Below are 24,838 nucleotides of genomic sequence, written 5' to 3' on the forward strand. Positions count from 1 at the left end.
CATGGGTACGCCTAAAGAGTCTCGCAAATGAAACAGAGGGTCTACTGTCAGATCTGACAGGCGATAGAGGCTGCCTGCTGCGTCAGCGAATACTTACGCAGCAAGCGTGTCCGCAGGATTACAGGTGTGATGCAGCCAGTGCGGGTGCAGGCACCTTCAACTGGTCCAGTTGGGGTTTGATGTCCGGGGCCGAACACTTGGTTGCGGCTTGCTCGGGCGTCAGATTGCGGATCGAGGTGTAGAACAGTTCGCAGGTTTTCTCTTTCTGGGCCACTTGCCAGGTTTGCGTGCAGGTGTTGAGTTGTGCACTCGGGTCACTGCCGGGTTTGCTGCCCATACCCGCTTGCCAGCAAGCCGCACTCAAGTCTTGCCCCATCACCTTCAAACCCACGGCATCGGCCTTGGCCTGATCGTCGTCATAATTCGCCGGGTCGGCCGCATACCAAATGTAACTTGGGTGGTTAGAACCCAGCACCGGCACCTTCACGCCCGGGGTCGGGATGATTTGTGCCAGACCCAACACGGCCACGGTCTGTCCATACTGCTCCTTGACCCAGTTACGCACCGGTGCACCGAACGCCACCATAGGTAAGGTCACGCCGTTGGCGGTCTGGCTGAATTGCTTGACCAGGGTGGTCTGGTAGTCCTTGAAATAGCCGTAGACGCCCATAAGGTCATTGCCGGCGGTGGCGGGAGCGGCAATCGGCGCGATATCGATAATGGTCTGGTAGGCCGGTGTTTGTTCGGCAGCGATACCGTTGGCGGTCAGCAGCGTCGCCCAGCGGTCGGTGGTCTTCGATTCCAGGTAATCCTGGGCCTGGGTCAGCGAATAGTCCGGTGGAAAGTGCAGCAGCTCGACGCTTTTGCGGTTTTCCAGCGCCATGCCCAAGGGCAGGAACAGGTACCAGTTGTATGCCCACTTGCCGTCGGCGTTCAGTTTGTTGGCGCCGGCGTGGGCCAGATCCCCGGCATCGAGCAATGCAGTCAACGGTTTTGCGTAGTCCTTTGGCACGCCGCTGATGTTTGCATAGAGTTGATTGTTATCGGTTTTCACCTGGACTTTTGCCGTGGTGTAGCCGTCCCGCTGAACGCTTTGGGTCAGGTAGTGTTCGACCGTTTGCTCCAGCGTCCAGTCGCGATAGCAAATCACGTTGCAGTTGTTGGGGTAGGCGAACAGCTGCGTTACCCGTTCGGTACTGCCCAGTTTCAGGTCGGTATCGGCGTGGGCGGTAGCGCCCAAGGTAAGGGCGGCGAGGGTGAGGCTCAATCCTGCGAGTTTGAACATGCTCAGATCCTTTTCAGCGTGGGTCCCCGGAAGCGAGGGCGGTTACATACTGAAACCACTTGCGTTGATAGGTCTAGTACCCACGCGAAAAGATCGCAAGACTGAAAATCAATCAGCCGGGAAAATGCAACGCATTGCTCAAATCGCCCATCGGCTTCTGGCCTCGGGCAATCATTGCGGTATCGCGCTGCTTGATCCCGTCGAGCGTCTCAAGCTGGAACACCCGGGTGATCAGCCGCAGGATCGACGCGGTGTCGTACACCGTGTGATCCACCGTACCTTTACGGGCGAATGGCGACACCACCAACGCCGGCACTCGTGTGCCCGGGCCCCAGCGATCACCTTGCGGTGGCGCGACGTGGTCCCACCAGCCGCCGTTTTCGTCGACCGTGACTACGACCACCATGTTTTTCCACTGCGGGCTTTCGCGCAGCACCTTCAGGGCACGGACGATATGCCGGTCGCCCGACGCCACGTCTGCATAACCGGCGTGCATGTTCAGGTTGCCCTGGGGTTTGTAGAAACTCACCGCCGGCAACTTCCCGGCTTCGGCATCGGCAAAAAAACGGTTGGTGCTCGACTCGTCACCCAGACCGCCATCGCGCAGGTGTTTACTGCGTTCTGCCGGGTTCTCCGGACCCAACTGCTTGAAGTAGTTGAACGGCTGATGGTGATACTGGAAGTTGGGGATCTTCGGAATGCCCCCCGAGTCCTTGAACTGGTCCAGCGTCGCCTGCCAGGCGCCGGCGTACCAGGCCCAGTCGATGTTCTTCTTCGACAGCTTGTCGCCGATGTGTTCGTGGGTTTGCGGCACCAGCACACTGGGTAGATCGGCTTTGGCGTATTCCGGGCGTTCCGGATCGCGGATCCAGGTCGGCCAATAAGGCGGGGCCATGGTGTTGACCGCATAACCATCCGGGGTCAGGGCGCTGGGGCCGAACTGCGGTGGACCGCTCATGGCGCTGGCCGGGGATTTCTCCAGTGGCTTGAGGCGCGTGTCGAGCGGGTCATCGCTTTGCAGTGAAGCGATTTGCGCCTTGGCCACCGAGTTGACGGCATCCGGGTAAAACGGCACGGCGGCACTGATCAGGTACTGATGGTTGAGAAACGAGCCACCGAAAGCACCCTGGAAGAAGTTGTCGCACAGCACAAACTCCCGAGCCACATCCCATAGACGCAGGGAATAACGGCTTTGGGCGTAATGTCCCATGGTCAAGCCGCCCGAGTCGGCCCAGGCGACAAAACGGTCGTTCTTGCCGCCGTTGATCTGCATCTGGTTCTGATAGAACACATGCCACAGATCCCGCGTCACCAGGCCAAACGGCAAGTCTTCGCCATTCGGGCCCTTGAGGGCGTAGGGGGCATTGGGCAAGTGTTCCTGGAATTGGGTTTCGTTCGAATACGTCACACCATCAAGGGTTTGCGGGCCGATCTGCAACACGCCACCCCAGGCCGGCGGCAAGGTTTCCAGAAGACTGCCATCCCGGTCGCGTTGTTGATAGTCCTCAGGCTTGAGTGCTGACAACGGTTTTTCAAGGCCAGGGAAGTCGCTGAACAGGTTATTGAAACTGCGGTTCTCGGCGAAGATCACCACCACGTTTTTCACCTGGTCGTGCAACGCCTTGTCCAGCTCGGCAGGCGACAGTGGCCGCTCTTCCGGCTTACCCGGCGTGTCGCCAGTGTTGCCGCACGCGCTCAGCGTTGCGCCGACACCGAGGACTGCGACGCCCCCCAGAAAGCGCCGACGGCTGGTGTCGGTGGGGCTGTCGGTGGAAGGTGGTGGGCCGTTTCCTTCTTTGTCGTCGTTCATCCTGATTCCTGGATCTTTAAGGCATTAATTGGTTACAAGTTATTTCGTGCGGACGGTAGCAACCGAATATGACGAAAATGCTACCGGGTGGTTTACTCGTAGATTGGGGCAAAAGTATTTGGCGGGGAGCTCCGCAACTGCTTGAGTGCTTCAGGCGTTCGCGGCCGCATGTCAGCGAATATTTCGCGACCAGTAATGTTAGCGTTAAGTCTTTGCCAGCGCTGCTAGACTGGCGCCATATTGCTGTGAATCGAGAGGGTACTGCATGAAACCGTCAGCCGCTCTGGACCTCAAACGTGCCGCCGTGCGTGAAGTAGTTGGGCGCTTTCATACCACCAACCCACGTGTTTTCGGCTCGGTGCTACGTGGCACTGACGAGGACGGCAGTGATCTGGATTTATTGGTGGATGCGCTACCGGGGGCAACGCTGTTTGATCTTGGTGGCTTGCAGGTCGAACTGGAGGATTTACTCGGAGTTTCCGTTGATCTGCTGACGCCTGGAGATCTACCGGCAAAGTTTCGTGAGCAGGTGTTGGCTCAGGCGCTCCCCGTATGAACGAGAATCGCCTCGATGACTAACTCGACCATATGCGTCAGGCCGCTGGCGATGCACTGATCTTTGTCGAGGGCCTGATTAAAGAGGAGTTCTTCGACGACAAACGCACTCAGCAAGCCGTCATCATGAGCCTCATTATTATTGGTGAGGCCGCCACCAAAATCATGGATGGTTACCCCGAATTCACCGCAACACACCCCCAAGTGCCATGGCGCAGCATGCGAGGCATGCGCAACCGAATCGCCCACGGCTACTTTGATATCAACCTTGAGGTTGTGTGGGACACGGTTCAGGCAGCGTTACCGGAGCTGTTGAAGTGTTTGCCTGATGGATCTGCGTGACAACCGCACCTGCCCGTTTGTGGCAGGCGCGGCTATGTTCAGTTACGGCATCACCGGCGCCACATACGCAAGCGTCGTCCCCAGCGCCCACAACAGAAACAGCACCAGAGGCGTGTGCACCAGCAGTTGCACGAACGAGAACCCGATCAGGTCCCGCGCCTTCAAACCGAGCACGCCGAGCAGCGGCAGCATGTAGAACGGGTTGATCAGGTTGGGCAGGGCTTCGGCGGCGTTGTAGATCTGTACGGCCCAGCCCAGGTGGTATTTGAGGTCGTTGGCGACTTGCATCACGTACGGCGCTTCGATAATCCATTTACCGCCGCCGGACGGAATGAAGAAACCGAGGATCGCCGAGTACACGCCCATCAGCAGGGCATAGGTGTCGTGGGAAGCAATGCTGACGAAGAAGGTCGAGATATGGTGCGCCAGGGTCTGGCCGTCGGTGCCTTTGACCATGGTCATCAGCGCGGCGATGGAACCGTACAGCGGGAACTGGATCATCACACCCGTGGTGGTCGGCACCGCACGGGCCACCGCATCCAGGAAGCTGCGCGGGCGCCAGTGCAGCAGGGCGCCAAGCATCAGGAACAGGAAGTTGTAGGTGTTCAGGCCCGAGATCGCGCTGATCGCCGGTTTGGTCGAAAACTCGTGAAACAACCATCCGGCCGCCAGCAGTACCAGCAAAATGGTCAATATCGGACTGTACTCCAGCCATTCACCAGGGCGAGTGCGTGGCTGTGGTGCCGGTAGGCTGAAGCTCGGGTCGATGCCGCAGGCCTTGGCGTCACGGGCGGAGTTCGGGCCGGGGGCGGTGGCATAGGCGATGATCAACGAGACCACGATCAGCGCCAGCAAGAGCACACCGGACTGCCAGAGGAAAATCGTTTGGGTGAATGGAATCATCCCGGTGATCGACAGGATCGACGGCGGCAAACTGGCCGGGTTGGCCTGCAACTGCGCTGCCGACGAAGACAGCCCCAGCGCCCAGACTGCGCCGAGCCCCAGGTAAGCGGCGGCACCGGCGGCACGGTAATCCATACGCAGATCGGTACGGCGCGCCAGTGCACGCACCAGCAAACCGCCAAACACCAGCGACAGTCCCCAGTTGAGCAATGACGCGACCATGGAAATCAGGGCGACCCAGGCCACGGCCGAGCGACCGTTTTTCGGGATGCGCGCCAGGCGGTCGATCAGTTTCACCGCCGGTGGCGAGCTGGCGACCACATAGCCGCCGATCACCACGAAGGCCATTTGCATGGTGAACGGGATCAGGCTCCAGAAGCCGTCACCGAAGGCCATCGCGGCATCGGTGGGCTTGGCGCCCATGATCATGGTGGCCACGGCAACGATAATGACCGCGAGCGCGGCAAACACCCAGGAGTCGGGAAACCAGCGTTCGGCAAAGTTCGAGCAGTGCAGGGCAAAGCGGGCGGAGCGGCTATCTTCGATTGCGGCGGCCACGGGAGTACCTCTATTTTTATGTTTATTGTGGTGCGAGCCGGGCCGCGCAGGCCCTTGCGCTCAGACATAAACAGTAAATCAATCAAGATGTTTTTGCGGTGCTGTTTTGCACACTTGGGACTATGGTCTAACGGGTTGTTCGAACGCGTTTTTGCGTAGACCATGGGCGCCGTGTGTTTTTTGCCCATTTCAGAGCATTTTTTATGACTGCCATCCTTGATGCACGACCGGCACCGTTCTCCCGGTCTGACTACAAGACCCTGGGCCTGGCGGCGCTCGGCGGGGCGCTGGAAATCTACGACTTCATCATCTTCGTATTTTTCGCCCTGACCCTCAGCCAACTGTTCTTTCCTCCGGAAATGCCCGAGTGGCTGCGTTTGCTGCAAAGTTTCGGGATTTTTGTCACCGGTTACCTGGCGCGGCCGCTGGGCGGGATTCTGATGGCGCACTTTGCTGACCGGCTGGGACGCAAGAAGGTCTTCAGTCTGAGCATCCTGATGATGGCGTTGCCGTGCCTGCTGATCGGGATCATGCCTACCTACGCCCAGATCGGCTATTTCGCACCGTTGCTGTTGTTGCTCCTGCGAGTGCTACAAGGCGCGGCGGTGGGCGGTGAAGTGCCAAGCGCCTGGGTGTTCGTGGCCGAGCACGCACCGGCCGCGCACCGGGGTTATGCCTTGGGCTTCCTGCAGGCCGGGCTGACCTTTGGTTACTTGATCGGTGCATTGACGGCGACCTTGCTGGCGCGGGTCTACACCCCGACGGAGATCCTCGATTACGCCTGGCGTTACCCGTTTCTGTTAGGTGGCGTGTTCGGGGTGATTGGGGTCTGGTTGCGTCGTTGGCTGAATGAAACCCCGGTGTTCATGGCCATGCAGGCGAGTCGCGAACGGCATGTCGAGCTGCCGCTGCGCACAGTGTTGCGTGAGCATCGGTTGGCAATGCTGCCGGCGGTGATCCTCACCTGCGTGCTGACCTCGGCGGTGGTGACCTTCGTCGTTATCACCCCGACCATGATGCAGAAAACCTTTGGCATGACCGCCAGTCATACTTTCGCCCTGAGCAGTCTGGGCATCGTGTTTCTGAACGTTGGCTGCGTGATCGCCGGGTTGATCGTCGACCGTATCGGTGCCTGGCGCACAGTGATGCTCTATAGCCTGCTGCTACCGTTGGGGATTGGCGTGCTCTATGCCAGCCTGATTGGCGGAGCACACTGGATTGGCCTGGCCTATGCCATTGCCGGTCTGGGCTGCGGGGTGGTCGGTGCGGTGCCGTCGGTGATGGTCAACCTGTTCCCGGCGCGGATTCGTGTCTCGGGTATTTCCTTTACCTACAACATTGCCTACGCCATTTGGGCCAGTATCACGCCGTTGCTGCTGATTGGCCTGATGCCGTGGAGCCCATGGATCTGTGTGATGTTCTGCGCGGTGATGGGGGCGGTCGGGATTGGCGCAGCGCTGTACTTCGGCTCACGCCTGCCGCGGGTCGATCATGCGGCTGGCGTGGCCTGCAGTCCCTGAGGCACTTCAATCGTAGGGTTAATCTTCCTCAAACGGTGCTGGTTCAGGCTCAAGCGCGACGATCATGTCGACTTCGACCGAGGCGTTTTTCGGCAACTGGTACACGCCTACCGAGGTCCGTGTGTGAACACCGGCTTCGGCAAAAATCCGGTAAAGCACCTCCGACGCACCGTCGGCGACTTCACTTTGTTGCGTGAAGTCGGCGGCGCTTTGCACGTAGACGTTAATGCGCAAGATCTTCTTGATACGTTCGAGGTCGCCGAGTAACTGCATGAGGATCGCCAATGCGCGCATCGTGCAGATCTGCGCGGCATACCGGCCTTGATCCAACGACACTTCGGCACCGATCCGGCCCACCACCATCACCGTATTTTCAATGCGTGGAATCTGCCCGCTGACGTACACCTCATCACCGTTTTGCACCGCAGGCACGTAGTTGCCGCCAATGCGCATTTCACCGTCGAAGCGGTGCCCCAGCTGTTGGGCGATGCCATCGAATAGTGCTTTGCGTGACTGATCCATGCGTCGATTCTCCTGTAGGTGGCGGTGGTGCAGCGCAGACTATAGCGTGTTGAATCGCCCTTCAAAACGCCGTTTTTGAGGCATTACGGGCGTATGGTGGCCAGCTGCCAACTATTTTTGTAGGACAACCCGGCAAAGCTCTTCAGAAAAGCCGGGTAAGGCCGATGGTAAGTCTGAAGGACGCTCTCAACCCTGCCCATCGGTGCATCGCAATGTTCAATAAACGCTTGAAGCAGGAGCTGTCGGCTCTTCGCGAGGAACTCTCCAGCCTTCAACAAGTGAAGGAAAGCCTGGAAAGCGAGATGCTTGTGCTCACCCTGGACCCTGATGGACGGGTGCAATCGATTAACCAGAATTTCGCCCAGGAAATGCTCTACAAGGGCAATGACCTGATTGGTCGGCACATCGAAGAGATCGTTCCGGCCCACGTCAAGACCGATGAATTTCACCTGCGCTTCAAGAATGCCCTGACCCGTGGTGAGCACTTCGCGGGCGCTGTGCGCTTGCTCAGAGGCAATGGCGAGGAAACGTGGTTGCGCTCTATTGCCCAGCCGATTCGTAGCTCGGATGGCCGGATAAGACACTTTTCGATTTACTCCAGTGACCTGACCCGAACCATCGAGGCGTCACGTGAACACGAGAACCTGATCGGGGCGCTGGTTCGTTCGACAGCCGTCATCGAGTTCGACCTCAACGGTAATGTGCTGACGGCCAATGAGCGGTTCTTGAACGGTATGGGTTATAGCCTGGCGCAGATCAAAGGCAAACATCACCGCATGTTCTGTGAGCCCGAGGAGTACAACAGCTCCGCGTATCAGGACTTCTGGCGACGCTTGAACGCTGGCGAGTTCGTGGCCGACCGCTTCAAACGCGTCGACAGCCATGGTCGAGTGGTCTGGCTCGAAGCGTCCTACAACCCGGTGCACGACGCGAATGAAAAGCTCTACAAAGTGGTCAAGTTCGCCACCGTGATCACTGATCAGGTCAATCAGGAACAAGCGGTTGCCGAAGCGGCGAACATCGCTTACAGCACCTCGTTGCAGACCGACAACTGTGCACAACGCGGTACCGCCGTGGTGACTCAGGCGGTGGACGTGATGCGTGAGCTGGCCAAGCACATGCAGCAGGCTGGTGAAGGCATCGAGGCGCTGAACGAACAGTCGCTGGTGATCGGCACCATCGTCAAAACCATCAGCGGCATTGCCGAACAGACCAACCTGCTGGCGCTCAACGCCGCCATCGAAGCGGCCCGTGCCGGTGAGCAGGGCCGAGGTTTTGCAGTGGTGGCGGACGAGGTCCGGCAATTGGCTTCGCGCACCAGCAAAGCCACCGACGAAATTGTTGGTGTAGTGCGTCAGAACCAGGACATGGCGCGCGATGCCGTGGTGTTGATGACAGATGGCAAGCTCCAGGCCGAACAAGGTTTGGCGCTGGCCGCCGAGGCGGGCACGGTGATCGTCGAGATCCAGGATGGCGCGCAAAAGGTGGTCAACGCGGTCGGGCAGTTCGCCAATCAGCTGTCGACTTAAGCGCGGCTCGAGTGAGCCTCGTCAGATCCAAAGATCATTCAGCGCCGTACGCTCGCCACCTTCGCTCCCGGTATTGAGCACACCCTTGGGTTCGATCAGCAGCAGTTTGACCTCTTGTTCGGCAAACGGCTTGTGCTCGACGCCCTTGGGCACCACGTACATTTCGCCTTGGGACACCAGCACCTGACCATCGCGAAAATCGATGCGCAGTTGGCCTTCGAGGACGATAAACGTTTCGTCAGTGTCCTGATGATCGTGCCAGATGAAATCTCCCAGCAGTTTCACCACCTTGAACTGGTAGTCGTTCATTTCGGCGATGACCCGCGGCGACCAGTGCTCGTTGATCTGCGCAAGTTTGTTGGCAAAATTCAGGCTTTGATATGGCTGCATGACGTGGCTCCCGTTGGTGATTGTGAGCCCACGGTAGCCTGCGCAGCAGTGCACTTCTTGCACGATTGTGCGCGGCTCAGCGGCGGTGCATTTTCATCCAGCGGGCGGGTGACAGGCCGTAGGTTTTGCCAAACTGCCGGGTCATGTGGCTTTGATCGCTGAAGCCCGCGATCAGCGCGGCGTTGGTTAGCGACTCACCCTGCATCAGCAATGAGCGCAGCAGATCCAGGCGGCGCATGGTCAGGTAACGATAGGGGCTGGTGCCGAACAGCAGGCGAAAGTCCCGCGACAGACTCCAGCGATCACGCCCGCTGTGTTCGGCCAGTTGATCCAGGGTCAGCGTTTGGTCGAGGGCGCTGTGCATGAACTCGCGAGCGCGTTCTGCCGCGAGGTAATCGAAGCTCTGACGATGGGTGGGCACCCCCGATACCGCGCTCATGGCCTGCGCCAGATCAAACAGCGCATCTTGCTGCTCCAACGGATCGAGGGGGCGATCGATACTCTGCAACAGGACCTCGGTCGCCGCGAACAAGCGTGGATCAGTGGAAATACCGGTCTTGATAAAGGGCAAAGGCTGGCCGCCGAGCATCTGCTGGATCAGTGCCGGCTCGACGTAAAGCATCCGGTATTTGAAGCCGTCCTCGGTACCGGCCTCGCCATCGTGGACTTCGTCGGGATGCAACACCATGGTCCCGCCCGGCAAGCTATGTCGCCAGCCGCCACGGTACTGAAAGCTTTGCACCCCCGACAGCGTGCGACCTATGGCATAGGTGTCGTGACGATGAAGGTCGTAACCATGACCCGAGAAAAATGCCTCGATACGCTCCAGCCCGCCCGAATCGGGGGCGCGCTGGAACCAGTCGGTGAGAATTTTCTGCTTGCCCATGGGGAGTCTTCGTGTCCGGGTGTTCGGTGACGAACACGGTAGCTCAGCTGCGGGTTGGCTGTCAGCCGGATAACGGTTGATTGCTGTGCCTAAGGTCGAGTAAAACCCGTGGGCGTTGTTCTGCGGTTTTTCCACCGCTCACATAGAGGTGATTCACAGATGGAACTCCAACACCTGACCTATGCTGCCCCCTTGTTATCGCTGGCGTTGCTGTGGACCGTCGCGGTGGTTACTCCGGGGCCAAACTTTTTTACCACCGCGCAACTGGCCGCCAGTTGCTCGCGGCGCCACGGAGTGGTGGCTGCGTTGGGTGTCGCGACAGGCACTGTGCTGTGGGGGCTGGCCGGCGGCCTGGGAATAAAGTCGCTGTTTACCGCCGCACCGACGCTGTATCTGGCATTCAAGATCGCCGGTGGTTGCTACCTGATCTATCTGGGCTTGAAGCAGTTCAAGCGCAAACCGGCACTGAGCCTCGGTGCAAGTGCGGGGTCGAGCGAGCCATACCGCACGCTGTTTTCGGCCTATCGCCAGGGATTTCTGGGCAACATGACCAACCCGAAATCAGCGCTGTTCGTCGCCACCATCTTCGCCACTTCAATGCCGGCTTCGCCACCGCCGATGTTGCTGACACTGGCGGTGATCACTATGGCTACGCTGTCCTTCAGCTGGTATTGCGCCGTAGCGCTGCTGTTTGCCAGCTACCGGGTAGCGGGCGCTTATGGTCGTTCACGGCAATGGCTGGAGCGCTTTGCCGGCAGTTGTTACGTGCTGTTCGGCGCCCATCTGGTGGCGAATCGTTGAAGTGTTACGGGGATAAGGCGTCCCCAGAATGGCTGTCGGTTTTCGCCCGGTGAACGAGCAAGACATCCGAAACGCTACTTTTAGAGACGAGGTTCGCTGATGACTGATTCAAGCAATACGCAGGTTTACCTGTTTTCCTACGGAACGCTGCAGGACAAGGCCGTGCAGCTCACCAACTTCGGGCGCGAGTTGTCCGGTAGTGCGGATCAGATGCTCGGTTACGAGCAGTCCTGGGTCGAAATTACCGACCCCGAAGTGTTGGAGACCAGTGGCAAGACTCACCATCCTATCCTGCGTCCCGGCAGTGCTGACAGTGCGCCGATCCCCGGTATGGTGTTCCGGATCACGCCAGCGGAGTTGGCGGCTGCTGACAGCTATGAAGTCTCGGATTACAAGCGGGTCAGCGTAGTGCTGGCGTCCGGGATCGAGGCATGGGTGTATGTGAGTGCGTGAGTCTGCAGGCCAGGCGCTGCTTGAATGTTAGCGCCACGGCGGTGATCAAGGCCTCGCGCATCATTCTGGGTGTGCCGGCTTGATATCAGTGGAGCCTGGAGGAAAGCTCAAGCTTGCGTGTTTCGCTTTTTTCGAACGAAACGCGCAATGCTTAAATATCTCTGACGGGCTTGATCAGGCTCTCTGCCGGAATCCCGAACAGCTCATGGAGTTTCCAGATCATGGGCAGTGTCAACGCCCGTTTGCCGTTGAGTACTTCATACACTCTGTTTGTCCGGCCAATGGCTGGGGCCAGGTCAGCAGCAGATAAGCCCGATTGTTCCATGCGAAATTTGATCGCATCTATCGGGTTGGGAAGGTCAACCGGGAACTGCTTCGCTTCGTAGGCCTGAATGAGGGTAATCATGATGTCGAAGTAGTCACCTTCAGACGTGCCCGGTTCTGGTTCGTTGTCGAATAGTGCAGATACTTCCTTGAGGGCTGCACGGTAGTCCTGTTCGGTATGAATCGGACGAATGTTCATGGGTTACTCCATTTCAACGGTATCGGCATCGATAACGTCGTATTGCTGGTGAGTGCCGACAAACTTTATGTATACGGCCCCGAAGCGATAGGCCACGGCGACGACAAGCCGATAGGCGTTACCCTTGATGTTAAACACCACCCTGCGGCTCTTGAGGATACTGGCGCTGCCAAAATTGGCCTTGATATCCGCAGGGCTTGCCCAGTTGGCGTCCTTTGTTTCGTCAATCCAGGCCAGGAATGACTGCTCTGAGTCAGGGTATTCCTCCCAGAATCCTTTCATGTGACTGATAGCGATAATTCTCATGGCACGATCCTAGTCCCATGCTGGGACTGCTGCAAGTTGCTGTAGGTGAATAGCGATGTACGGCGGATCGAGTTTGCTGTCCATGTCACTCAATGCCCCGGTACTCAAGCATAGCGACCGCTGTTCAAGCCCTTGGATAGGTCAGGCGCAAATATCATTGCTGGATGTGGCCGTTCACATACCTGCACTTCGCTATCGGGTAACGGCACGAATTGACCGTCATTTACGACTACAATCGCGCACTGGGTGGCAGCAGGCGTGGGTGTCTGTCCTGGTCGAACGTGTCGGAGGGAGCAGATGAAGCGCAAACCAGGTGTCTTGAAGATTGCGTTGTTGCTCGGCGCTTTGCTGAGTGGTTGCCAGTCGCCCAGACAGTCTCTGGAAGCGCTGGCGTCAGAGCATGCTCAGCATGTGGAAATAATCGTTACTCAAGCTTTTCCGCTGATGCTGAGTACTCCGTTGAAACGTCCCGATAGCCGTCGGATCCGTCTTTACCTGGAAGGTGACGGCCACGCCTGGGCGACGGCTTCCCAGCCGAGCCTCGACCCCAGTCCACAGCAGTTGCTGATTGCCGGGATGGCGTTCAGTGATCCGACCCCGAGTCTTTACCTCGCGCGTCCTTGTCAGTTCGTCAGTACGCCAGGGTGTGTGCCGGCACTGTGGACCGCGCGGCGCTTTTCTCCCGAGGTGCTGGACAGTCTCGATCAGGCGTTGAACCAGATCAAAAGTCGCTACGGCAACCAGGACTTTGAGCTGATCGGTTATTCCGGCGGTGCCGCGTTGGCTTTGTTGCTAGCGGCTCGCCGCGACGATATTGCCCAGGTGCAAACCCTGGCCGGTAATCTCAGCCCCAGGTTGTGGGCCGAGCGATTGAACCTCAGTCCGCTCACCGGCTCGCTGGAACCCTTGGATAACCGAGCGCGCCTGGCTCATGTTCGGCAACGGCACCTGGTCGGCGCTGACGACTCCATCGTACCGCCGGCCCTGGTCGACAGTTATCGTCGGGCGCTAGGGCAGGCTGACTGCCTGGAAGTGGTGGTCTTGCCAGGTGTGTCCCATGCCGAGGGGCTGGACAAGGTATGGGGCGATTGGCGGGATCGACCGATCCAGTGTGCTGGCGCCAGACAATAAAAAAGGGCTTGCCTCGCGGTAAGCCCTTGGTCATTTCCAGAGTCGATCAGTCCCCCAGCGCTTCACCTTCACGCCGTGGATCGGCGCCACCGGCCCAGGCCGCTTTGCCCTGAGCGTCGCGTACGCGAACGATGGCCTGGGTGCCGCTGGTCATGTCGATTTGATTGACCGTATGCCCTTTGTCCTTGAGGGCCTGAATCAGCGCCGGGCTGAACTGGCCTTGTTCCAGTTCGGTCGAGCCATTGCGGCTGCCGAAGTTGGGCAGGCTGATGGCGGCTTGCGGGTCGAGGTTCCAGTCGAGCAGGCCGACCACCGACTTGGCAACGTACTCGATGATTTGCGAGCCGCCGGGCGAACCGAGTGTCGCGACCAGCTCACCGCTTTGACGATCAAAGATCAGCGTCGGCGCCATGGATGAGCGCGGGCGCTTGCCGGGCTCGACACGGTTGGCCACGGGTTGGCCGTTTTCTTCGGGGATGAACGAGAAGTCGGTCATCTGATTATTGAGCATGAAACCCTGCACCATCAGGTGCGAGCCGAAGGCGGCTTCAACGGTGGTGGTCATCGACACGGCACCGCCCTGATCGTCGACGGCCACCACCTGCGAGGTAGAGATCCGCAGTGGTGAGCGGTCTGGGGCGTAGGCCACCTGGATGCCCGGTGGCGTGCCGGGTTTGGCGCTGCCCATGCTGCGTTCGCTGATCAACGTTGCACGGTTGGTCAGGTAGGCAGGGGAGACCAGACCGGCGACCGGGACCGGCACGAAGTCCGAGTCGGCGACGTACTGCGCGCGGTCGGCGTACGCCAGGCGCTCGGCTTCGGCGATCAGGTGCACGGCTTCAGGCGCGGGTTCGAGCCCCGCCGGTTTATCGGTCTTGAGTGGTTTCAGTCGCGCCAGAGTGAAGCGACTGTCGTTGCTTTCGAGTGCCTGCAAGGTGCCGAGGATCTGCGCCACGGCGATCCCGCCCGATGATGGCGGCGGCATGCCGCACACTTGCCAGCGCTTGTAGTCGGCGCACAGCGGGGCACGCTCTTTGGCGCTGTAGCCGTTGAGGTCGTTCAACGAAAGGCTGCCGGGGTTGGCATTGCCTTGAACCTTGGCGACGATCTCCTGAGCAATTGGACCTTCATACAATGCGCTCGGGCCTTCTGTGGCAACACGTTTGAGGACCTTGGCCAGTGCCGGGTTTTTCAGCAACGTACCAACGGCTTTCGGGCTGCCATCGGCATTCAGGAAGTACGCCGCCATGTCAGGGGAGCGCGGCAGGAACGGATCGGAAGCGATCATCGTATGCAGGCGCGGCGAGATCGCAAAGCCCTTTTCCGCCAGGGCAATGGCCGGCTCGAACAGCTTCGCCCATGGCAAACGACCGTGCTTTTGATGGGCCAACTCCAATGCACGCAACACCCCCGGTGTTCCGACCGAACGACCACCAATCTGCGCATCGGGGAATGGCATGGGTTTACCGTCGGCTTGCAGGAAGAGCTTTTCAGTCGCGCCAGCGGGTGCGGTTTCGCGGCCGTCGTAGGTGCGCACCGCCTTGCCATCCCAGAGCACGATCAACGCGCCGCCACCGATCCCGGAGGATTGCGGTTCAACCAGTGTCAGCACCGCTTGCATGGCGATGGCGGCGTCGATTGCCGAACCACCCTGACGCAGCATCTCCCGTCCTGCTGCGGCTGCCAGTGGGTTGGCGGCTGCGGCCATGTGTTTGGCAGCGTATTGGGTGTGCAGGTCGGTGCGAAACCCCGAGGCGATTTCCGGGGCCACGGGCAAGGCGCTGATGGCCGACGAAGCGGGCGGGGCGCTGCAGGCAGCGAGGGTCAGCGCGGCGGCGAGCAGCGACAGGGCAGTCAGGCGGTAGCGACTCAAATGGAAGGTTGGGAACACGTGGGGCACTCCGTCCGTTGGATAAAGGATCAATGGACTGTATCTGCGCCTTGAGCCAGCTGCAACGCTGGTCTTGTGCGTATTGGTCGACGGATGGGCAGCTTTTCTCTTCTTCGATGCTGGGTTTTTCTGTAGGGTCGGAGGCGCTAGATCTTCGCTAAAAACACATCAATAACAACAAGAGGCCGACATGCAGACCGAGTTCCCAACGCAGCCAAGTTACCGTTCGCAGCGCGAACAATTCCTGGCGGCAGCGACCGCAGCCGGAGCCCGGTTGACCGAATACCCGCATCCACTCAAAGGGCCGTTTGGCGAGTCGTTGAGCACTGACGTGGCGGTGCTCGGCGACCCCGGTGCAAAGCGTTTGCTGGTGATGCTGAGCGGCACCCACGGGGTTGAGGGCTTCTACGGTTCTGAGTGCCAGATCAATTGGCTGAACGAGTTCGGCAAACGCCCACTACCCGCCGATGTCGCAGTGGTGATGATCCACTTGATCAATCCCTGGGGCACGGCGTGGCTGCGTCGCGTCAACGAAGACAACATCGATCTGAACCGCAATCACCTGAACTTTGATCGGCCGTTGCCCGACAATCAGGCCTACGCAGCGCTTCACCCGATTTATGCCTTCAACCAGTTACACGGCCCGGAGCGTGAACGCGCCGATGCCTTGCTTGCCACGCAGTTAAGCGAGCATGGCTGGCCGACAGTGATGTCGATTGTCGAGGGCGGCCAGCACAGTCATCCCGACGGTCTGTTTTACGGTGGGCTGGCGCCGAGCTGGTCGAACCGGACCTTGCATCAGATCATTGCGGCGCATCTCTCCCAGGCCGAGGTCGCCATGTGTTTCGACCTGCACTCCGGTGCGGGAGAGTACGGCCATCCGATGCTGCTGACCGTTACGCAAGTGGCTTATCCGGCACTGGAGCAGGCGCAGGCCATTTACGGTCCGTGGCTCTACACCATTCAAACCGGTGCGCAGACCCACAGCGAAACCGGGATTGCCGCATCGGCCACTGGCTACACCTCGCAGGCGCTACTTGATGCGCTGCCGCAGGTGCGCCTGATGCCGTTTGTCATCGAGTGCGGCACCTACCCGGGAGAGGCGGTGCATGCTCATCTGCGTGACGATCACTGGTTGCACCTGCACGGCAATCCGGGTGATGCAGTGGGGCGGGCGATCAAGCTGAAACTTGTTGAGCAGTTCTATCCCGCTGACAGTGACTGGCAGGAAATGGTCTGGGTTCGCACCCGGCAGATATGGGAAAAGGCGTTGTCGGCATTGCCCACGCTATAGTCGAGCGCTTCGGCGCTTGATGAATCCTGCGGCTCACAGAGCGATGTGAGCCGTCGGTGGGCCGGGTACTTTTCTTCAGGCATAAAAAAACGGCCTACCTTTCGGTAAGCCGTTTTTAGTACTTGGTGGCTACACAGGGACTTGAACCCCGGACCCCAGCATTATGAATGCTATGCTCTAACCAACTGAGCTATGTAGCCAAGTGGCGCGCATTATTGGCTCGTAACGATGAAGTGTCAAGCGTAAATCTAAAATATTTCTCTACGCTTTCAACCGCTTATCAACCCGCCCCATAAAAACGGATGAGTTTTCAGCTTTAACCCAGCTGAAACCGCCCGGTATTCTCGCTTAATGCCTTGCTGCCTGAACTCAAGGTGTCCGCCGCGAGGTTCACCGCTCGTGCGCCTTCAAGCAGGCGCACGGCGGCCTGATCGACTTGCTGGATGTTGCCACTGACCTCATCGGCCGTGCTGGCTTGCTCTTCTACCGCCGTCGCGATCTGCGCCAGGGTATCGGTGACGCTTTGCACCGCGCTGGCGATTTCCCCCAGCCGTTCGCCAAGACCGGTAACCGCTTGTGCGTCGGTTTGGGCCTGGCCGCAGGCGGCTTCCATCAGGGTCACGGCTTCGTTGACAGTGCTGCGCAGGCTGTCGACGGTGCCGGCGATCTGTGCGGTGGAGGATTGAGTGCGCTGCGACAGACTGCGCACTTCATCGGCGACCACCGCAAAGCCCCGGCCTTGTTCGCCTGCGCGGGCGGCTTCGATGGCGGCATTGAGCGCCAGCAGGTTGGTCTGCTCGGCCACACCGCGAATGGTGTCCACCACCAGTTGAATCTGCTGCCCTTGTTCGCTGACCCGGCCAAGGGCGGCGGCAGTATCGTTCAGGCGTTGATTTGTGGTGCGTTGGCTGTCACGGCTGCTCTCGGCGGCAATGCGCTGGGTCTGCTGAGCGCTGCCTGAGGCGTGTTCGCAACTCTGGGCGACCCCTTGCGAAGTGGCGGCCAGTTGCGTGGCCGCAGCAGCGATCTGGCTGATCTGCAACTGTTGGGCTTCGACTTCGCCCAGTGCCTCGCTGGCGTGAGTATTGAGGGCTCGCACCGCGTTGCCCAATTGCAGGGTTTCGTGATCGACCCCCAGCAGGCTGGTGCGCAGTTGCACCACCGCAACGTTGAGCGCGGTGCTGATCGCTGCCAGCTCATCGCGACCGTGCACCGGCACTTGCAGGCTCAGGTTGCCATCACGCAGGGCTTCGGCGAGCAGCGTAATGCCGCTGGCGCTACGGCGGATCGAAGCTTGCAGGCAGATGAACAAATACAGCGCGGCCAGCAGCAGGCAACCGAGGACGCTCGCCACCAGGATGAACTGGCGAATGGCCGAGCCGTGGTAGTAGTCCAGACGCTGATCCAGTGACACCAGCGTTTGCTGGCGCAGCGAGGCGAGGTCAGAGAGGAGGGCGTCGAGGTTGCGTTCGAAGTCTTCTGGTTTGAGCGTGATGCTGGCGCCGAACATGCCGTCATCCAGGCCTTTCAGTCCGGTGTCCAGATGCTTGAGGCTGTCGTGGTATTGCCCGGCCCAGGCTTGCAATGCACTGGGTAGTCGTGCTTCGAGCAAGCTGCCAGTCTTGATCAGTTGCTCGCGAGCGTCGCCAATGCGGCCGCGCAGATCGCGCAGTTGCAGACGGCTTTGCAATGAGAATTGTCCGGACACCACCGATGCCTGGCCGATGCTGGCAAGGCGACCGACCCGTTCGATCAGGTCAGGCGCGTGCTGGGTCGAGATCTGCGTCAGCAGGTAGGTTTCCAGCCAGGGAGCCAGGGTCAGGCGGTTATCCATGGCGATCTGTTCGCGCAGTGCTTGCAATGCGCTGAGGGCCGCAGTGAAACGTTCATAGCCATCCGGCCACCAACCGACGCTGCTCAGGCTTTTCGAGTCCAGACCATTGAGCGCGGTTTGCAGGGTTTGATAGCGACTGAGGGTGTCGGCCTCGGCCCCTTCGGTTGTCAGCGCATGGCCAAGATCGTTCACGGCTTGATTCAGAGCAGGCTGTACGGCATCGAACGCGGCCATCGCGGCGACAGTGGCCGGTGTTGGCTGGCGATTGGTTTCGGTGGCGCGCCAGCGCGCGGCGCGGTCGCGTTGGGCGGCGAGCAGGTTGTCCAGCGCGTCGAGGGCGATCAGCTGGCGCACACCGGCACGCTCGCCGGCGATCAGGCTGAGCTTGTCGCGGTAATCCTGGCCAATCATCCACAAGCTGCCCGCCAGCGGCAGGATAAACAGCAGAAACAACAACTGAAACTTGCGGGCGAAACCGAAACGCCCAAGCAGTCCAATCCCCGGTGCCAGAAAAGCCTGCATGCCCGACTACTCCTCTGGGCACCACGCACCAATGGCGTGCGGTCGCGGCGTTATGGCCGCACCCTGTGCCCTCATAAAAGGCCTCGAAAGTTCACCTCGGCGGGTCATGTGGGACCGGCGCTGTGGTGAAACTTCCCATTCTCGATCCCCTTTGTAAGGGGCCGCGTTGAAGCGGATAAGCAAGGCAAGATTCAGACCATGGCACTGCGCTAGCATCTGACGGCCGACAATCCAGAGATCGTTAGCAGGCTAAGGGGATGGCGTTGCTGCACCGAAAGATGGCACATTGTCGCACCTGCAAGTGCTCTCCTTTACGCTGTATGGAAACTCTCATGGCTACCAGTAACGCTCAAACTGTCGCATCGCCGGCACTCGCGACTTCGCAAAGCAGCCCGTTGGTCATGCGAATCATCGGCGCGGTGGCGCTGGCGCATTTGATCAACGACTTGATTCAGTCGGTGCTGCCGTCGATCTACCCGATGCTCAAGGCCAATTACGGGCTGACCTTCACCCAGGTTGGCCTGATTACCCTGACCTTTCAGCTCACGGCATCGCTGTTGCAGCCATGGGTCGGTTACTACACCGATCGCCATCCCAAGCCGTATCTGCTGCCGGCAGGAGCGATCTGCACCCTGGTCGGCATTTTGATGATGTCCCAGGTCGGCAGTTTTCCGTTGATTCTGTTGGCAGCGGGGTTGATCGGAATCGGCTCCTCGACCTTTCACCCGGAAGCTTCTCGCGTGGCGCGGTTGGCCTCGGGTGGGCGTTTCGGGTTGGCGCAATCGACCTTCCAGGTCGGTGGCAACGCCGGCTCCGCATTTGGGCCGTTGCTGGCGGCGGCGATCATCATTCCGTTCGGTCAGGGCAATGTCGCCTGGTTCGGATTGTTCGCCGTGTTTGCGTTGGTGGTGCTCTATGGCATCAGCCGCTGGTACGCCAATCACTTGAGCCTGTTCAAGCTCAAGCAGGGCCAGGCGGCGACTCACGGGCTGTCGAAGGGCAGGGTGGTGAGCGCGTTGGTGGTGTTGGGGCTGTTGGTGTTTTCCAAGTATTTCTACATGGCCAGCTTCACCAGTTATTTCACGTTCTACCTGATCGAGAAGTTCGACCTGTCGGTGGCCAGTTCGCAGCTGCACCTGTTTCTGTTTCTCGGAGCGGTCGCGGCGGGGACCTTTTTTGGTGGGCCGATTGGCGACAAAGTCGGCCGTAAGGCGGTGATCTGGTTTTCGATTCTCGGTGTTGCACCATTCACCTTGATCCTGCCTCACGTCGACCTGTTCTGGACCAGCATCTTGAGCGTAGTGATTGGCTTCATCCTGGCCTCGGCATTCTCGGCCATCGTGGTTTACGCGCAAGAACTGGTGCCGGGTAATGTCGGCATGATCGCCGGGGTGTTCTTCGGCCTGATGTTCGGTTTCGGCGGGATTGGTGCGGCGCTGCTGGGGCATCTGGCGGACATTCACAGCATTGAATACGTGTACAGGCTGTGTTCGTTCTTGCCGCTGTTCGGGGTGCTGGCGATCTTTTTGCCAAGGACCCGAAAAGCCTGAGCAGAACCCTCGTGAGGCCAAGGCGCTGACGATCCCGTCGGCGCTTTTTTTTGCGTTCAGATTCGCCACGTCACCGGGAAAAGCGACGGGATCGTGGATAAATAGGGGGCGTTATCAAGGGGCTCTAAACAGGTATTCATGAAAACTCGCGACTGAAACAACATCCGAACCCAGTCCCTTAAATAGGTCGTGCCATTTGAAAAATGCGACCAGGTCTATAGCCGGCAATGTCCATCTAGTTGCCAGGAGGGGCAATCAGGCAATGCACCTGGGTTGCTTTTTAGCGCAAATCTGTACATTGAGTTTCCTTGCATTTAACCAATAATCGGGCACCTCCTACGCCCATCCCGCGGGGGGTTCAATCACCACAGGAAGACACTTGTGAGCATCCATACCCGTACTAAACGATTGACGGTTCCACAACTGGTCGCGATGAAGGGCCAACAGAAAATCGTATCCCTGACGGCGTATTCCAGTTCTATTGCCAAGCTGATCGACCCTATCGTCGATTTCATTCTGGTCGGTGACTCCACTGCAATGGTCGGCTATGGCCGGGCCTCGACACTGAGCATGCAGCTTGAAGAAATCATCGGCCACACCCGGGCCGTGGTTGACAGTACACGTCTGTCCTGTGTCATCGCCGACATGCCTTTCGGCAGCTATCAGGAATCCAACGAACAGGCCTTTCGCAATTGTGCCCAGGTCCTGGCGCGCACCGGTTGCGATGCTGTCAAGCTGGAAGCCAACAAGGCCCTGTCGGGTACCGTCGAATTCCTGGTGGCACGTGGTATTCCGGTCATGGCTCACGTCGGGCTGATGCCGCAGTTCGTCAATGTCATGGGTGGTTTCAAGGCTCAGGGTCTGTCCGCCGAAACCGCTGCGGTGATTGCCGAGGATGCCCGGGCCAACCTCGAAGCCGGAGCTTTCAGCCTGCTGCTCGAAGGTGTAGCCGAAGGTGTGGCTCGGCAGATCACCCTGGATTCGAAAATGCCCACCATCGGCATCGGAGCTTCACCGGCTTGCGACGGCCAGGTGCTGGTGACTGAAGACGTGCTGGGCTTGGGCGGTGAGCAAGTGCCGCGCTTCGTCAAACAGTACGCCGATGTCGGCGCGGTGATTCGCGACGCTTGCGAGCGTTTTGCCGAAGAGGTGCGTCATGGCCGCTTCCCTGAAGCGCGGCATTGCTATGGGCTCTAGGTATGGCTAGTGCTCTTCGCCGATAGCCTGGGCCAGTTTCTTCAGGGCCTGGGGAATGTCCTTGCTCCAGTCGAGGGTGTAGCTCAGGCGCAAGTGATGCCGCCAGAACCCCTGTTGGCTGAAGATTTCCCCTGGGGCGATGACGATGCGCTGGGCCAGCAAGCGCTCGAACACCCGCCGCATGTCCGCTGAGTGTCTGGCCTCGAGCCAGAAGGTCGCGCCGCCTTGGGGGGCGACCACCCGCAACTGGCCATCGGCGTGTTCCTCCAGCAGGGCCTTCATGCGTTTCATACGGTCCAGCAACATGGCTCGCAGCACCATCAGATGCTGATCGATGCGCTTGGAACTGAAGAGTTTGGCGATCGCTTTCTGACGGATCGGCGACAGGCGAAATGCCCGTTCCAGGAATAGCCGATGCAACTGCGGCCCGTGCCGACGACACAGGACATAACCGTAGGGCGCTTCCGAGCCGATGATCTTGTCGAAGGTCGAGAACACCAGCAGTTTTTCCGGATCGGCAAAATCGCGATAGCGGGCGTGGTTGGGGGAAAAGCAGAACTCACCGTAGCTGTCGTTTTCGAACAGCCAGACATCCCGCTCCGCCAGCCAGCGACAGATCTGCTGTTTATCCTGCGCTGGCATCAGCTTGCCTTGGGGAATGTTCACGGTCGACGACAGCACCGCCAGCCGGACGGGCTCACGCCTGAGCAGCTCACTGAGCGCGGGCAGGTTGAAACGTCCATCCTCGCCGAGGGGCACTTCGATCACGCGGATCTTCGCCGCCTGCAACTGGCGCAGGATTGCCCACGAGCAAGGTGATTCCACCAGCGCCACAGTGCCACTCAGATTCAGCGCACTGAGGGACAACTCCAGCACACTGCGCAGGTCCGAGCCGATATACACATGCTCGGCCTGCCAGTAGCGGTGAGTGGAACTGGTGTAGCGATCGGCCAGAGCGCCGCGCAGCTCGGGCTCGCCGAACGGCTGATAGAGCGGTGCATGGGAGCGTGGGTACTGCCGGGCCAGTTCGCGCTCCATCATCAGTAGCGGGTTTTCCAGCGACAACAGCATCGCTGGCGCATCGCTGCTAAGGGCCAGCATCCTTGGCTGGCGTGCGTTGGAGAACACCTTGTCGAGCAAGTTGGGCGAGTTTTCACTCAATAATGGTGCCGGCATCGCCTTGGTGAAATAACCGAACTTGGGTTTGGCATAGATCCGCCCCTCGTCCTCGAGAAGCGAATAGGCGTACTTGGTCGTCGACACCGACACGTTCAGGCGCTGGGCCAGTTGCCGCAAGGATGGCAATTTCTGCTCAGGTTTCGAATGGGCGGTCTCGATCAACTCGACGAGATAGCGGTACACCGCCTGATAGACGAAGGAAGTGCCTTTATTTGTATCCATGTTCACTTACTGTCATCCCTGTGCGCCCACCTCATGACAACGCTGCCGACCTGGCGTGGTGTGCCTGAGGCGTGTTGTTTCAACAGTCTGCCATGCTGAGGGGGCGATCCCAAAAAGCAAAATCCCCGTATCATCGAGTGATGACGGGGATTTTGAGTCTATCGAGATCCATGTAAACCACGGTCGCTGTTAGACGTTAAACCGGAAGTCGAGGCTGCAGGGGCCGTGGCTGAAGGGATGTTTGCGCTGGAAGCAGAAATATAGTCACCCCCGTATACACTTTAATGTTGGCTACTCTATTTCCAGGTGTTGATGCGCGGTTTGTCCCGCTTCCTGTAGATAAGTCATCCAGAGAGTGAATCACGGATTTTCTCGTGCTGAAAATAAAAAAGTGAGAATTCGTGAACTGAGAATACACACTGCTGACACTGCATGCACACCGATAAGCGGAGAGGTAGTTATGCAGATCATCCGCGGAAAGCCGTTTGCAAAAAGCTGGGAGGCATCAACCCTTCAACGCTCTGGCGTCTTGAACGTAACGCCCCTTCCTTCCCGGCTTCGGTGCAATTAAGCGGTGGGGTAGTGGGCTGGTTTGAGCATGATCTCGATCTTTGGCTCGAATCTAAAGCTACCTGGACCTCAACCAAGGAGGGCATTAAAAATCGCTGACTACTTCAGACCTTCCCAAGGTCAACGGATTCCGGCACCAAGGGGCATTCTGGCGTCGGCGCCAACACCCCGACTCCCAAATCATTAAAATTCCATTGCTTCGGTGGAAGTATTCCGCTCGCCCGAGTTACCCAAGATAGGCCGTTTTTGGACCACGCCTGACTCTCCGTTCCCGCAGGCGGCGCATGCCATCGGCTGTCGCGCAAGAAAAACGCAAAAGTGACTGGAATCGTGCATTTTTAATCATTTTTAATCATTTTCATTTTTTAACTATATATATAGTCGTTGCTTCCATAGCGAATTCTTTGCGCCATATCGAATCTACACCAAAAAGGAATTTACATAATAGTCTCTAACGAAAGAGGGTTTTGGGCTAGCGCTGAGCATCATGTGAAAGGAAAAGATTTTATTGAGGCAGTCCAGGTCAAACAATGGATCAAGAACTTAGTGGTTTCGCTGGTCGGCCTGGCCATGTTAGATCCGGGAACGGAACAGCAAATGAAAGCCTGAACATTCTTTTCGTATTCTGCGCATTTTGTTTGGTCACCTCGTCAATCTATGGTTCCTGCAATCGATGATGTTTTTTGTAGTCAAATCCAACTGGAGAAGTAATATGTCCGTCAATCTCGTCATCAGCTTTAATGTAAAAGAAGAAAAACTGCAATCGTTCAAGGACATCATGAACGACGTGAAGATCAATCTGCCGAAGGTGGACGGTTGCCAAACGGTCAAGATCCTCAACCACTTGGAAGATCCACTCGCGTTCACGCTGGTGGAAGCCTGGGATTCGCGTGAAATGCACGGCACCCACGTCGACCAGATGATCTCGAGCGGTCAGTGGAGCGTCATCGTCGAGCATCTGAGCAGTGCGCCGGTCAGCGGCTACTTCAGCGAAGTTTGATGCCGTAACGTCAGCGGCAGGGCGCGTGCGGCGAGTCCGGCCGCGCCTCCGGCGCCATCTCTGGC

23 protein-coding genes and 1 tRNA gene are annotated in these 24,838 nt (G+C 58.8%); 12 read left to right on the forward strand and 12 right to left on the reverse strand.

Annotation, left to right across the window (positions count from 1 at the left end):
• Positions 1 to 118 precede the first annotated feature (118 nt).
• Both AABM55_RS04055 and AABM55_RS04060 read right to left on the reverse strand, forming a co-directional pair.
• Positions 119 to 1,285, reverse strand: a complete 1,167-nt coding sequence (locus AABM55_RS04055) for a hypothetical protein (RefSeq protein WP_347928883.1) — start codon at positions 1,283 to 1,285, stop codon at positions 119 to 121.
• Between the two features lie 112 nt (positions 1,286 to 1,397).
• The gene (locus tag AABM55_RS04060) at positions 1,398 to 3,095 is read right to left on the reverse strand and encodes an acid phosphatase (protein ID WP_347928884.1); all 1,698 of its coding nucleotides are present in this window, start codon (positions 3,093 to 3,095) and stop codon (positions 1,398 to 1,400) included.
• Positions 3,096 to 3,360: 265 nt separating this feature from the next.
• Between AABM55_RS04060 and AABM55_RS04065 the strand changes: the two genes are divergently transcribed.
• Positions 3,361 to 3,651, forward strand: coding sequence for a nucleotidyltransferase family protein (locus tag AABM55_RS04065; RefSeq protein WP_103318394.1), 291 nt, complete (start codon positions 3,361 to 3,363; stop codon positions 3,649 to 3,651).
• Between the two features lie 32 nt (positions 3,652 to 3,683).
• Complete coding sequence (locus AABM55_RS04070; RefSeq protein WP_103318396.1) at positions 3,684 to 3,992, forward strand: DUF86 domain-containing protein; 309 nt, start codon at positions 3,684 to 3,686, stop codon at positions 3,990 to 3,992.
• 42 nt (positions 3,993 to 4,034) lie between these two features.
• Here the strand turns inward: AABM55_RS04070 and AABM55_RS04075 are convergent, their stop codons facing one another.
• The gene (locus AABM55_RS04075) at positions 4,035 to 5,453 is read right to left on the reverse strand and encodes a TIGR00366 family protein (protein WP_347928885.1); all 1,419 of its coding nucleotides are present in this window, start codon (positions 5,451 to 5,453) and stop codon (positions 4,035 to 4,037) included.
• A gap of 203 nt (positions 5,454 to 5,656) precedes the next feature.
• On the opposite strand from AABM55_RS04075, the gene AABM55_RS04080 reads away from it, so the two are divergent.
• Complete coding sequence (locus AABM55_RS04080) at positions 5,657 to 6,973, forward strand: MFS transporter (protein WP_103318400.1); 1,317 nt, start codon at positions 5,657 to 5,659, stop codon at positions 6,971 to 6,973.
• An 18-nt stretch (positions 6,974 to 6,991) separates the two neighbouring features.
• Here the strand turns inward: AABM55_RS04080 and AABM55_RS04085 are convergent, their stop codons facing one another.
• Positions 6,992 to 7,495 carry a RidA family protein gene (locus AABM55_RS04085; RefSeq protein ID WP_347928886.1) on the reverse strand — a complete coding sequence of 168 codons (504 nt, stop codon included), beginning with the start codon at positions 7,493 to 7,495 and terminating at the stop codon, positions 6,992 to 6,994.
• Positions 7,496 to 7,707: 212 nt separating this feature from the next.
• On the opposite strand from AABM55_RS04085, the gene AABM55_RS04090 reads away from it, so the two are divergent.
• Complete coding sequence (locus tag AABM55_RS04090) at positions 7,708 to 9,024, forward strand: PAS domain-containing methyl-accepting chemotaxis protein (RefSeq protein WP_347928887.1); 1,317 nt, start codon at positions 7,708 to 7,710, stop codon at positions 9,022 to 9,024.
• Between the two features lie 21 nt (positions 9,025 to 9,045).
• Here the strand turns inward: AABM55_RS04090 and AABM55_RS04095 are convergent, their stop codons facing one another.
• Together AABM55_RS04095 and AABM55_RS04100 are read right to left on the reverse strand one after the other, a co-directional pair.
• Entirely contained in the window at positions 9,046 to 9,414 is a 369-nt protein-coding gene (locus AABM55_RS04095; protein WP_054595595.1) for a cupin domain-containing protein, read from the reverse strand.
• A 76-nt stretch (positions 9,415 to 9,490) separates the two neighbouring features.
• Positions 9,491 to 10,300: an AraC family transcriptional regulator gene (locus AABM55_RS04100; protein WP_054595596.1), complete on the reverse strand. Its 810-nt coding sequence runs from the start codon at positions 10,298 to 10,300 to the stop codon at positions 9,491 to 9,493.
• Positions 10,301 to 10,459: 159 nt separating this feature from the next.
• Between AABM55_RS04100 and AABM55_RS04105 the strand changes: the two genes are divergently transcribed.
• Complete coding sequence (locus tag AABM55_RS04105; RefSeq protein WP_347928888.1) at positions 10,460 to 11,101, forward strand: LysE family transporter; 642 nt, start codon at positions 10,460 to 10,462, stop codon at positions 11,099 to 11,101.
• Positions 11,102 to 11,200: 99 nt separating this feature from the next.
• Positions 11,201 to 11,554, forward strand: coding sequence for a gamma-glutamylcyclotransferase family protein (locus tag AABM55_RS04110; protein WP_347928889.1), 354 nt, complete (start codon positions 11,201 to 11,203; stop codon positions 11,552 to 11,554).
• Between the two features lie 151 nt (positions 11,555 to 11,705).
• On the opposite strand, the gene AABM55_RS04115 is transcribed toward AABM55_RS04110, so the two are convergent.
• Both AABM55_RS04115 and AABM55_RS04120 read right to left on the reverse strand, forming a co-directional pair.
• The gene (locus tag AABM55_RS04115) at positions 11,706 to 12,077 is read right to left on the reverse strand and encodes a type II toxin-antitoxin system HigA family antitoxin (protein ID WP_103318411.1); all 372 of its coding nucleotides are present in this window, start codon (positions 12,075 to 12,077) and stop codon (positions 11,706 to 11,708) included.
• Between the two features lie 3 nt (positions 12,078 to 12,080).
• On the reverse strand, positions 12,081 to 12,383 hold the full coding sequence (locus tag AABM55_RS04120) for a type II toxin-antitoxin system HigB family toxin (protein ID WP_347928890.1): 303 nt from the start codon (positions 12,381 to 12,383) through the stop codon (positions 12,081 to 12,083).
• Between the two features lie 297 nt (positions 12,384 to 12,680).
• Between AABM55_RS04120 and AABM55_RS04125 the strand changes: the two genes are divergently transcribed.
• Positions 12,681 to 13,514, forward strand: a complete 834-nt coding sequence (locus AABM55_RS04125; RefSeq protein WP_054595601.1) for an alpha/beta hydrolase — start codon at positions 12,681 to 12,683, stop codon at positions 13,512 to 13,514.
• 46 nt (positions 13,515 to 13,560) lie between these two features.
• On the opposite strand, the gene ggt is transcribed toward AABM55_RS04125, so the two are convergent.
• On the reverse strand, positions 13,561 to 15,405 hold the full coding sequence (ggt, locus tag AABM55_RS04130; protein ID WP_347928891.1) for a gamma-glutamyltransferase: 1,845 nt from the start codon (positions 15,403 to 15,405) through the stop codon (positions 13,561 to 13,563).
• A gap of 190 nt (positions 15,406 to 15,595) precedes the next feature.
• On the opposite strand from ggt, the gene AABM55_RS04135 reads away from it, so the two are divergent.
• Entirely contained in the window at positions 15,596 to 16,699 is a 1,104-nt protein-coding gene (locus AABM55_RS04135; RefSeq protein ID WP_347928892.1) for a DUF2817 domain-containing protein, read from the forward strand.
• A gap of 123 nt (positions 16,700 to 16,822) precedes the next feature.
• On the opposite strand, the gene AABM55_RS04140 is transcribed toward AABM55_RS04135, so the two are convergent.
• Together AABM55_RS04140 and AABM55_RS04145 are read right to left on the reverse strand one after the other, a co-directional pair.
• Positions 16,823 to 16,899 (reverse strand) — tRNA-Met (locus tag AABM55_RS04140).
• A gap of 116 nt (positions 16,900 to 17,015) precedes the next feature.
• The gene (locus AABM55_RS04145; RefSeq protein WP_347928893.1) at positions 17,016 to 19,055 is read right to left on the reverse strand and encodes a methyl-accepting chemotaxis protein; all 2,040 of its coding nucleotides are present in this window, start codon (positions 19,053 to 19,055) and stop codon (positions 17,016 to 17,018) included.
• A 332-nt stretch (positions 19,056 to 19,387) separates the two neighbouring features.
• On the opposite strand from AABM55_RS04145, the gene AABM55_RS04150 reads away from it, so the two are divergent.
• Together AABM55_RS04150 and panB are read left to right on the forward strand one after the other, a co-directional pair.
• Positions 19,388 to 20,605 carry an MFS transporter gene (locus tag AABM55_RS04150; protein ID WP_054595605.1) on the forward strand — a complete coding sequence of 406 codons (1,218 nt, stop codon included), beginning with the start codon at positions 19,388 to 19,390 and terminating at the stop codon, positions 20,603 to 20,605.
• Between the two features lie 381 nt (positions 20,606 to 20,986).
• Positions 20,987 to 21,802, forward strand: coding sequence for a 3-methyl-2-oxobutanoate hydroxymethyltransferase (gene panB / locus AABM55_RS04155; protein WP_054595606.1), 816 nt, complete (start codon positions 20,987 to 20,989; stop codon positions 21,800 to 21,802).
• A gap of 6 nt (positions 21,803 to 21,808) precedes the next feature.
• Here panB and AABM55_RS04160 read toward each other — a convergent pair whose 3' ends face one another.
• A complete protein-coding gene (locus AABM55_RS04160; RefSeq protein ID WP_347928894.1) occupies positions 21,809 to 23,203 on the reverse strand; it encodes a PLP-dependent aminotransferase family protein in 1,395 nt (464 codons plus the stop codon).
• 432 nt (positions 23,204 to 23,635) lie between these two features.
• Between AABM55_RS04160 and AABM55_RS04165 the strand changes: the two genes are divergently transcribed.
• Together AABM55_RS04165 and AABM55_RS04170 are read left to right on the forward strand one after the other, a co-directional pair.
• A complete protein-coding gene (locus AABM55_RS04165; RefSeq protein WP_081013731.1) occupies positions 23,636 to 23,872 on the forward strand; it encodes an AlpA family transcriptional regulator in 237 nt (78 codons plus the stop codon).
• A 613-nt stretch (positions 23,873 to 24,485) separates the two neighbouring features.
• A complete protein-coding gene (locus AABM55_RS04170) occupies positions 24,486 to 24,773 on the forward strand; it encodes a putative quinol monooxygenase (RefSeq protein WP_018929562.1) in 288 nt (95 codons plus the stop codon).
• Positions 24,774 to 24,838: the final 65 nt, after the last annotated feature.

It is taken from the genome of Pseudomonas helvetica (assembly GCF_039908645.1).
Taxonomy (GTDB): Bacteria; Pseudomonadota; Gammaproteobacteria; order Pseudomonadales; family Pseudomonadaceae; genus Aquipseudomonas; species Aquipseudomonas helvetica.

Excerpts from the sequence above, each read along its gene's own strand:
- AABM55_RS04170 (WP_018929562.1), top strand. The coding sequence starts at position 24,486 with ATGTCCGTCAATCTCGTCATCAGCTTTAATGTAAAAGAAGAAAAACTG.
- AABM55_RS04090 (WP_347928887.1), top strand. The coding sequence starts at position 7,708 with ATGTTCAATAAACGCTTGAAGCAGGAGCTGTCGGCTCTTCGCGAGGAA.
- AABM55_RS04115 (WP_103318411.1), bottom strand. The coding sequence starts at position 12,077 with ATGAACATTCGTCCGATTCATACCGAACAGGACTACCGTGCAGCCCTC.
- AABM55_RS04145 (WP_347928893.1), bottom strand. The coding sequence starts at position 19,055 with ATGCAGGCTTTTCTGGCACCGGGGATTGGACTGCTTGGGCGTTTCGGT.
- AABM55_RS04125 (WP_054595601.1), top strand. The coding sequence starts at position 12,681 with ATGAAGCGCAAACCAGGTGTCTTGAAGATTGCGTTGTTGCTCGGCGCT.
- AABM55_RS04105 (WP_347928888.1), top strand. The coding sequence starts at position 10,460 with ATGGAACTCCAACACCTGACCTATGCTGCCCCCTTGTTATCGCTGGCG.
- AABM55_RS04085 (WP_347928886.1), bottom strand. The coding sequence starts at position 7,495 with ATGGATCAGTCACGCAAAGCACTATTCGATGGCATCGCCCAACAGCTG.
- AABM55_RS04065 (WP_103318394.1), top strand. The coding sequence starts at position 3,361 with ATGAAACCGTCAGCCGCTCTGGACCTCAAACGTGCCGCCGTGCGTGAA.
- AABM55_RS04135 (WP_347928892.1), top strand. The coding sequence starts at position 15,596 with ATGCAGACCGAGTTCCCAACGCAGCCAAGTTACCGTTCGCAGCGCGAA.
- AABM55_RS04070 (WP_103318396.1), top strand. The coding sequence starts at position 3,684 with ATGCGTCAGGCCGCTGGCGATGCACTGATCTTTGTCGAGGGCCTGATT.
- AABM55_RS04100 (WP_054595596.1), bottom strand. The coding sequence starts at position 10,300 with ATGGGCAAGCAGAAAATTCTCACCGACTGGTTCCAGCGCGCCCCCGAT.
- AABM55_RS04110 (WP_347928889.1), top strand. The coding sequence starts at position 11,201 with ATGACTGATTCAAGCAATACGCAGGTTTACCTGTTTTCCTACGGAACG.
- AABM55_RS04160 (WP_347928894.1), bottom strand. The coding sequence starts at position 23,203 with ATGGATACAAATAAAGGCACTTCCTTCGTCTATCAGGCGGTGTACCGC.
- AABM55_RS04165 (WP_081013731.1), top strand. The coding sequence starts at position 23,636 with ATGCACACCGATAAGCGGAGAGGTAGTTATGCAGATCATCCGCGGAAA.
- AABM55_RS04150 (WP_054595605.1), top strand. The coding sequence starts at position 19,388 with ATGGCTACCAGTAACGCTCAAACTGTCGCATCGCCGGCACTCGCGACT.
- AABM55_RS04080 (WP_103318400.1), top strand. The coding sequence starts at position 5,657 with ATGACTGCCATCCTTGATGCACGACCGGCACCGTTCTCCCGGTCTGAC.
- AABM55_RS04120 (WP_347928890.1), bottom strand. The coding sequence starts at position 12,383 with ATGAGAATTATCGCTATCAGTCACATGAAAGGATTCTGGGAGGAATAC.
- AABM55_RS04060 (WP_347928884.1), bottom strand. The coding sequence starts at position 3,095 with ATGAACGACGACAAAGAAGGAAACGGCCCACCACCTTCCACCGACAGC.
- AABM55_RS04095 (WP_054595595.1), bottom strand. The coding sequence starts at position 9,414 with ATGCAGCCATATCAAAGCCTGAATTTTGCCAACAAACTTGCGCAGATC.
- AABM55_RS04055 (WP_347928883.1), bottom strand. The coding sequence starts at position 1,285 with ATGTTCAAACTCGCAGGATTGAGCCTCACCCTCGCCGCCCTTACCTTG.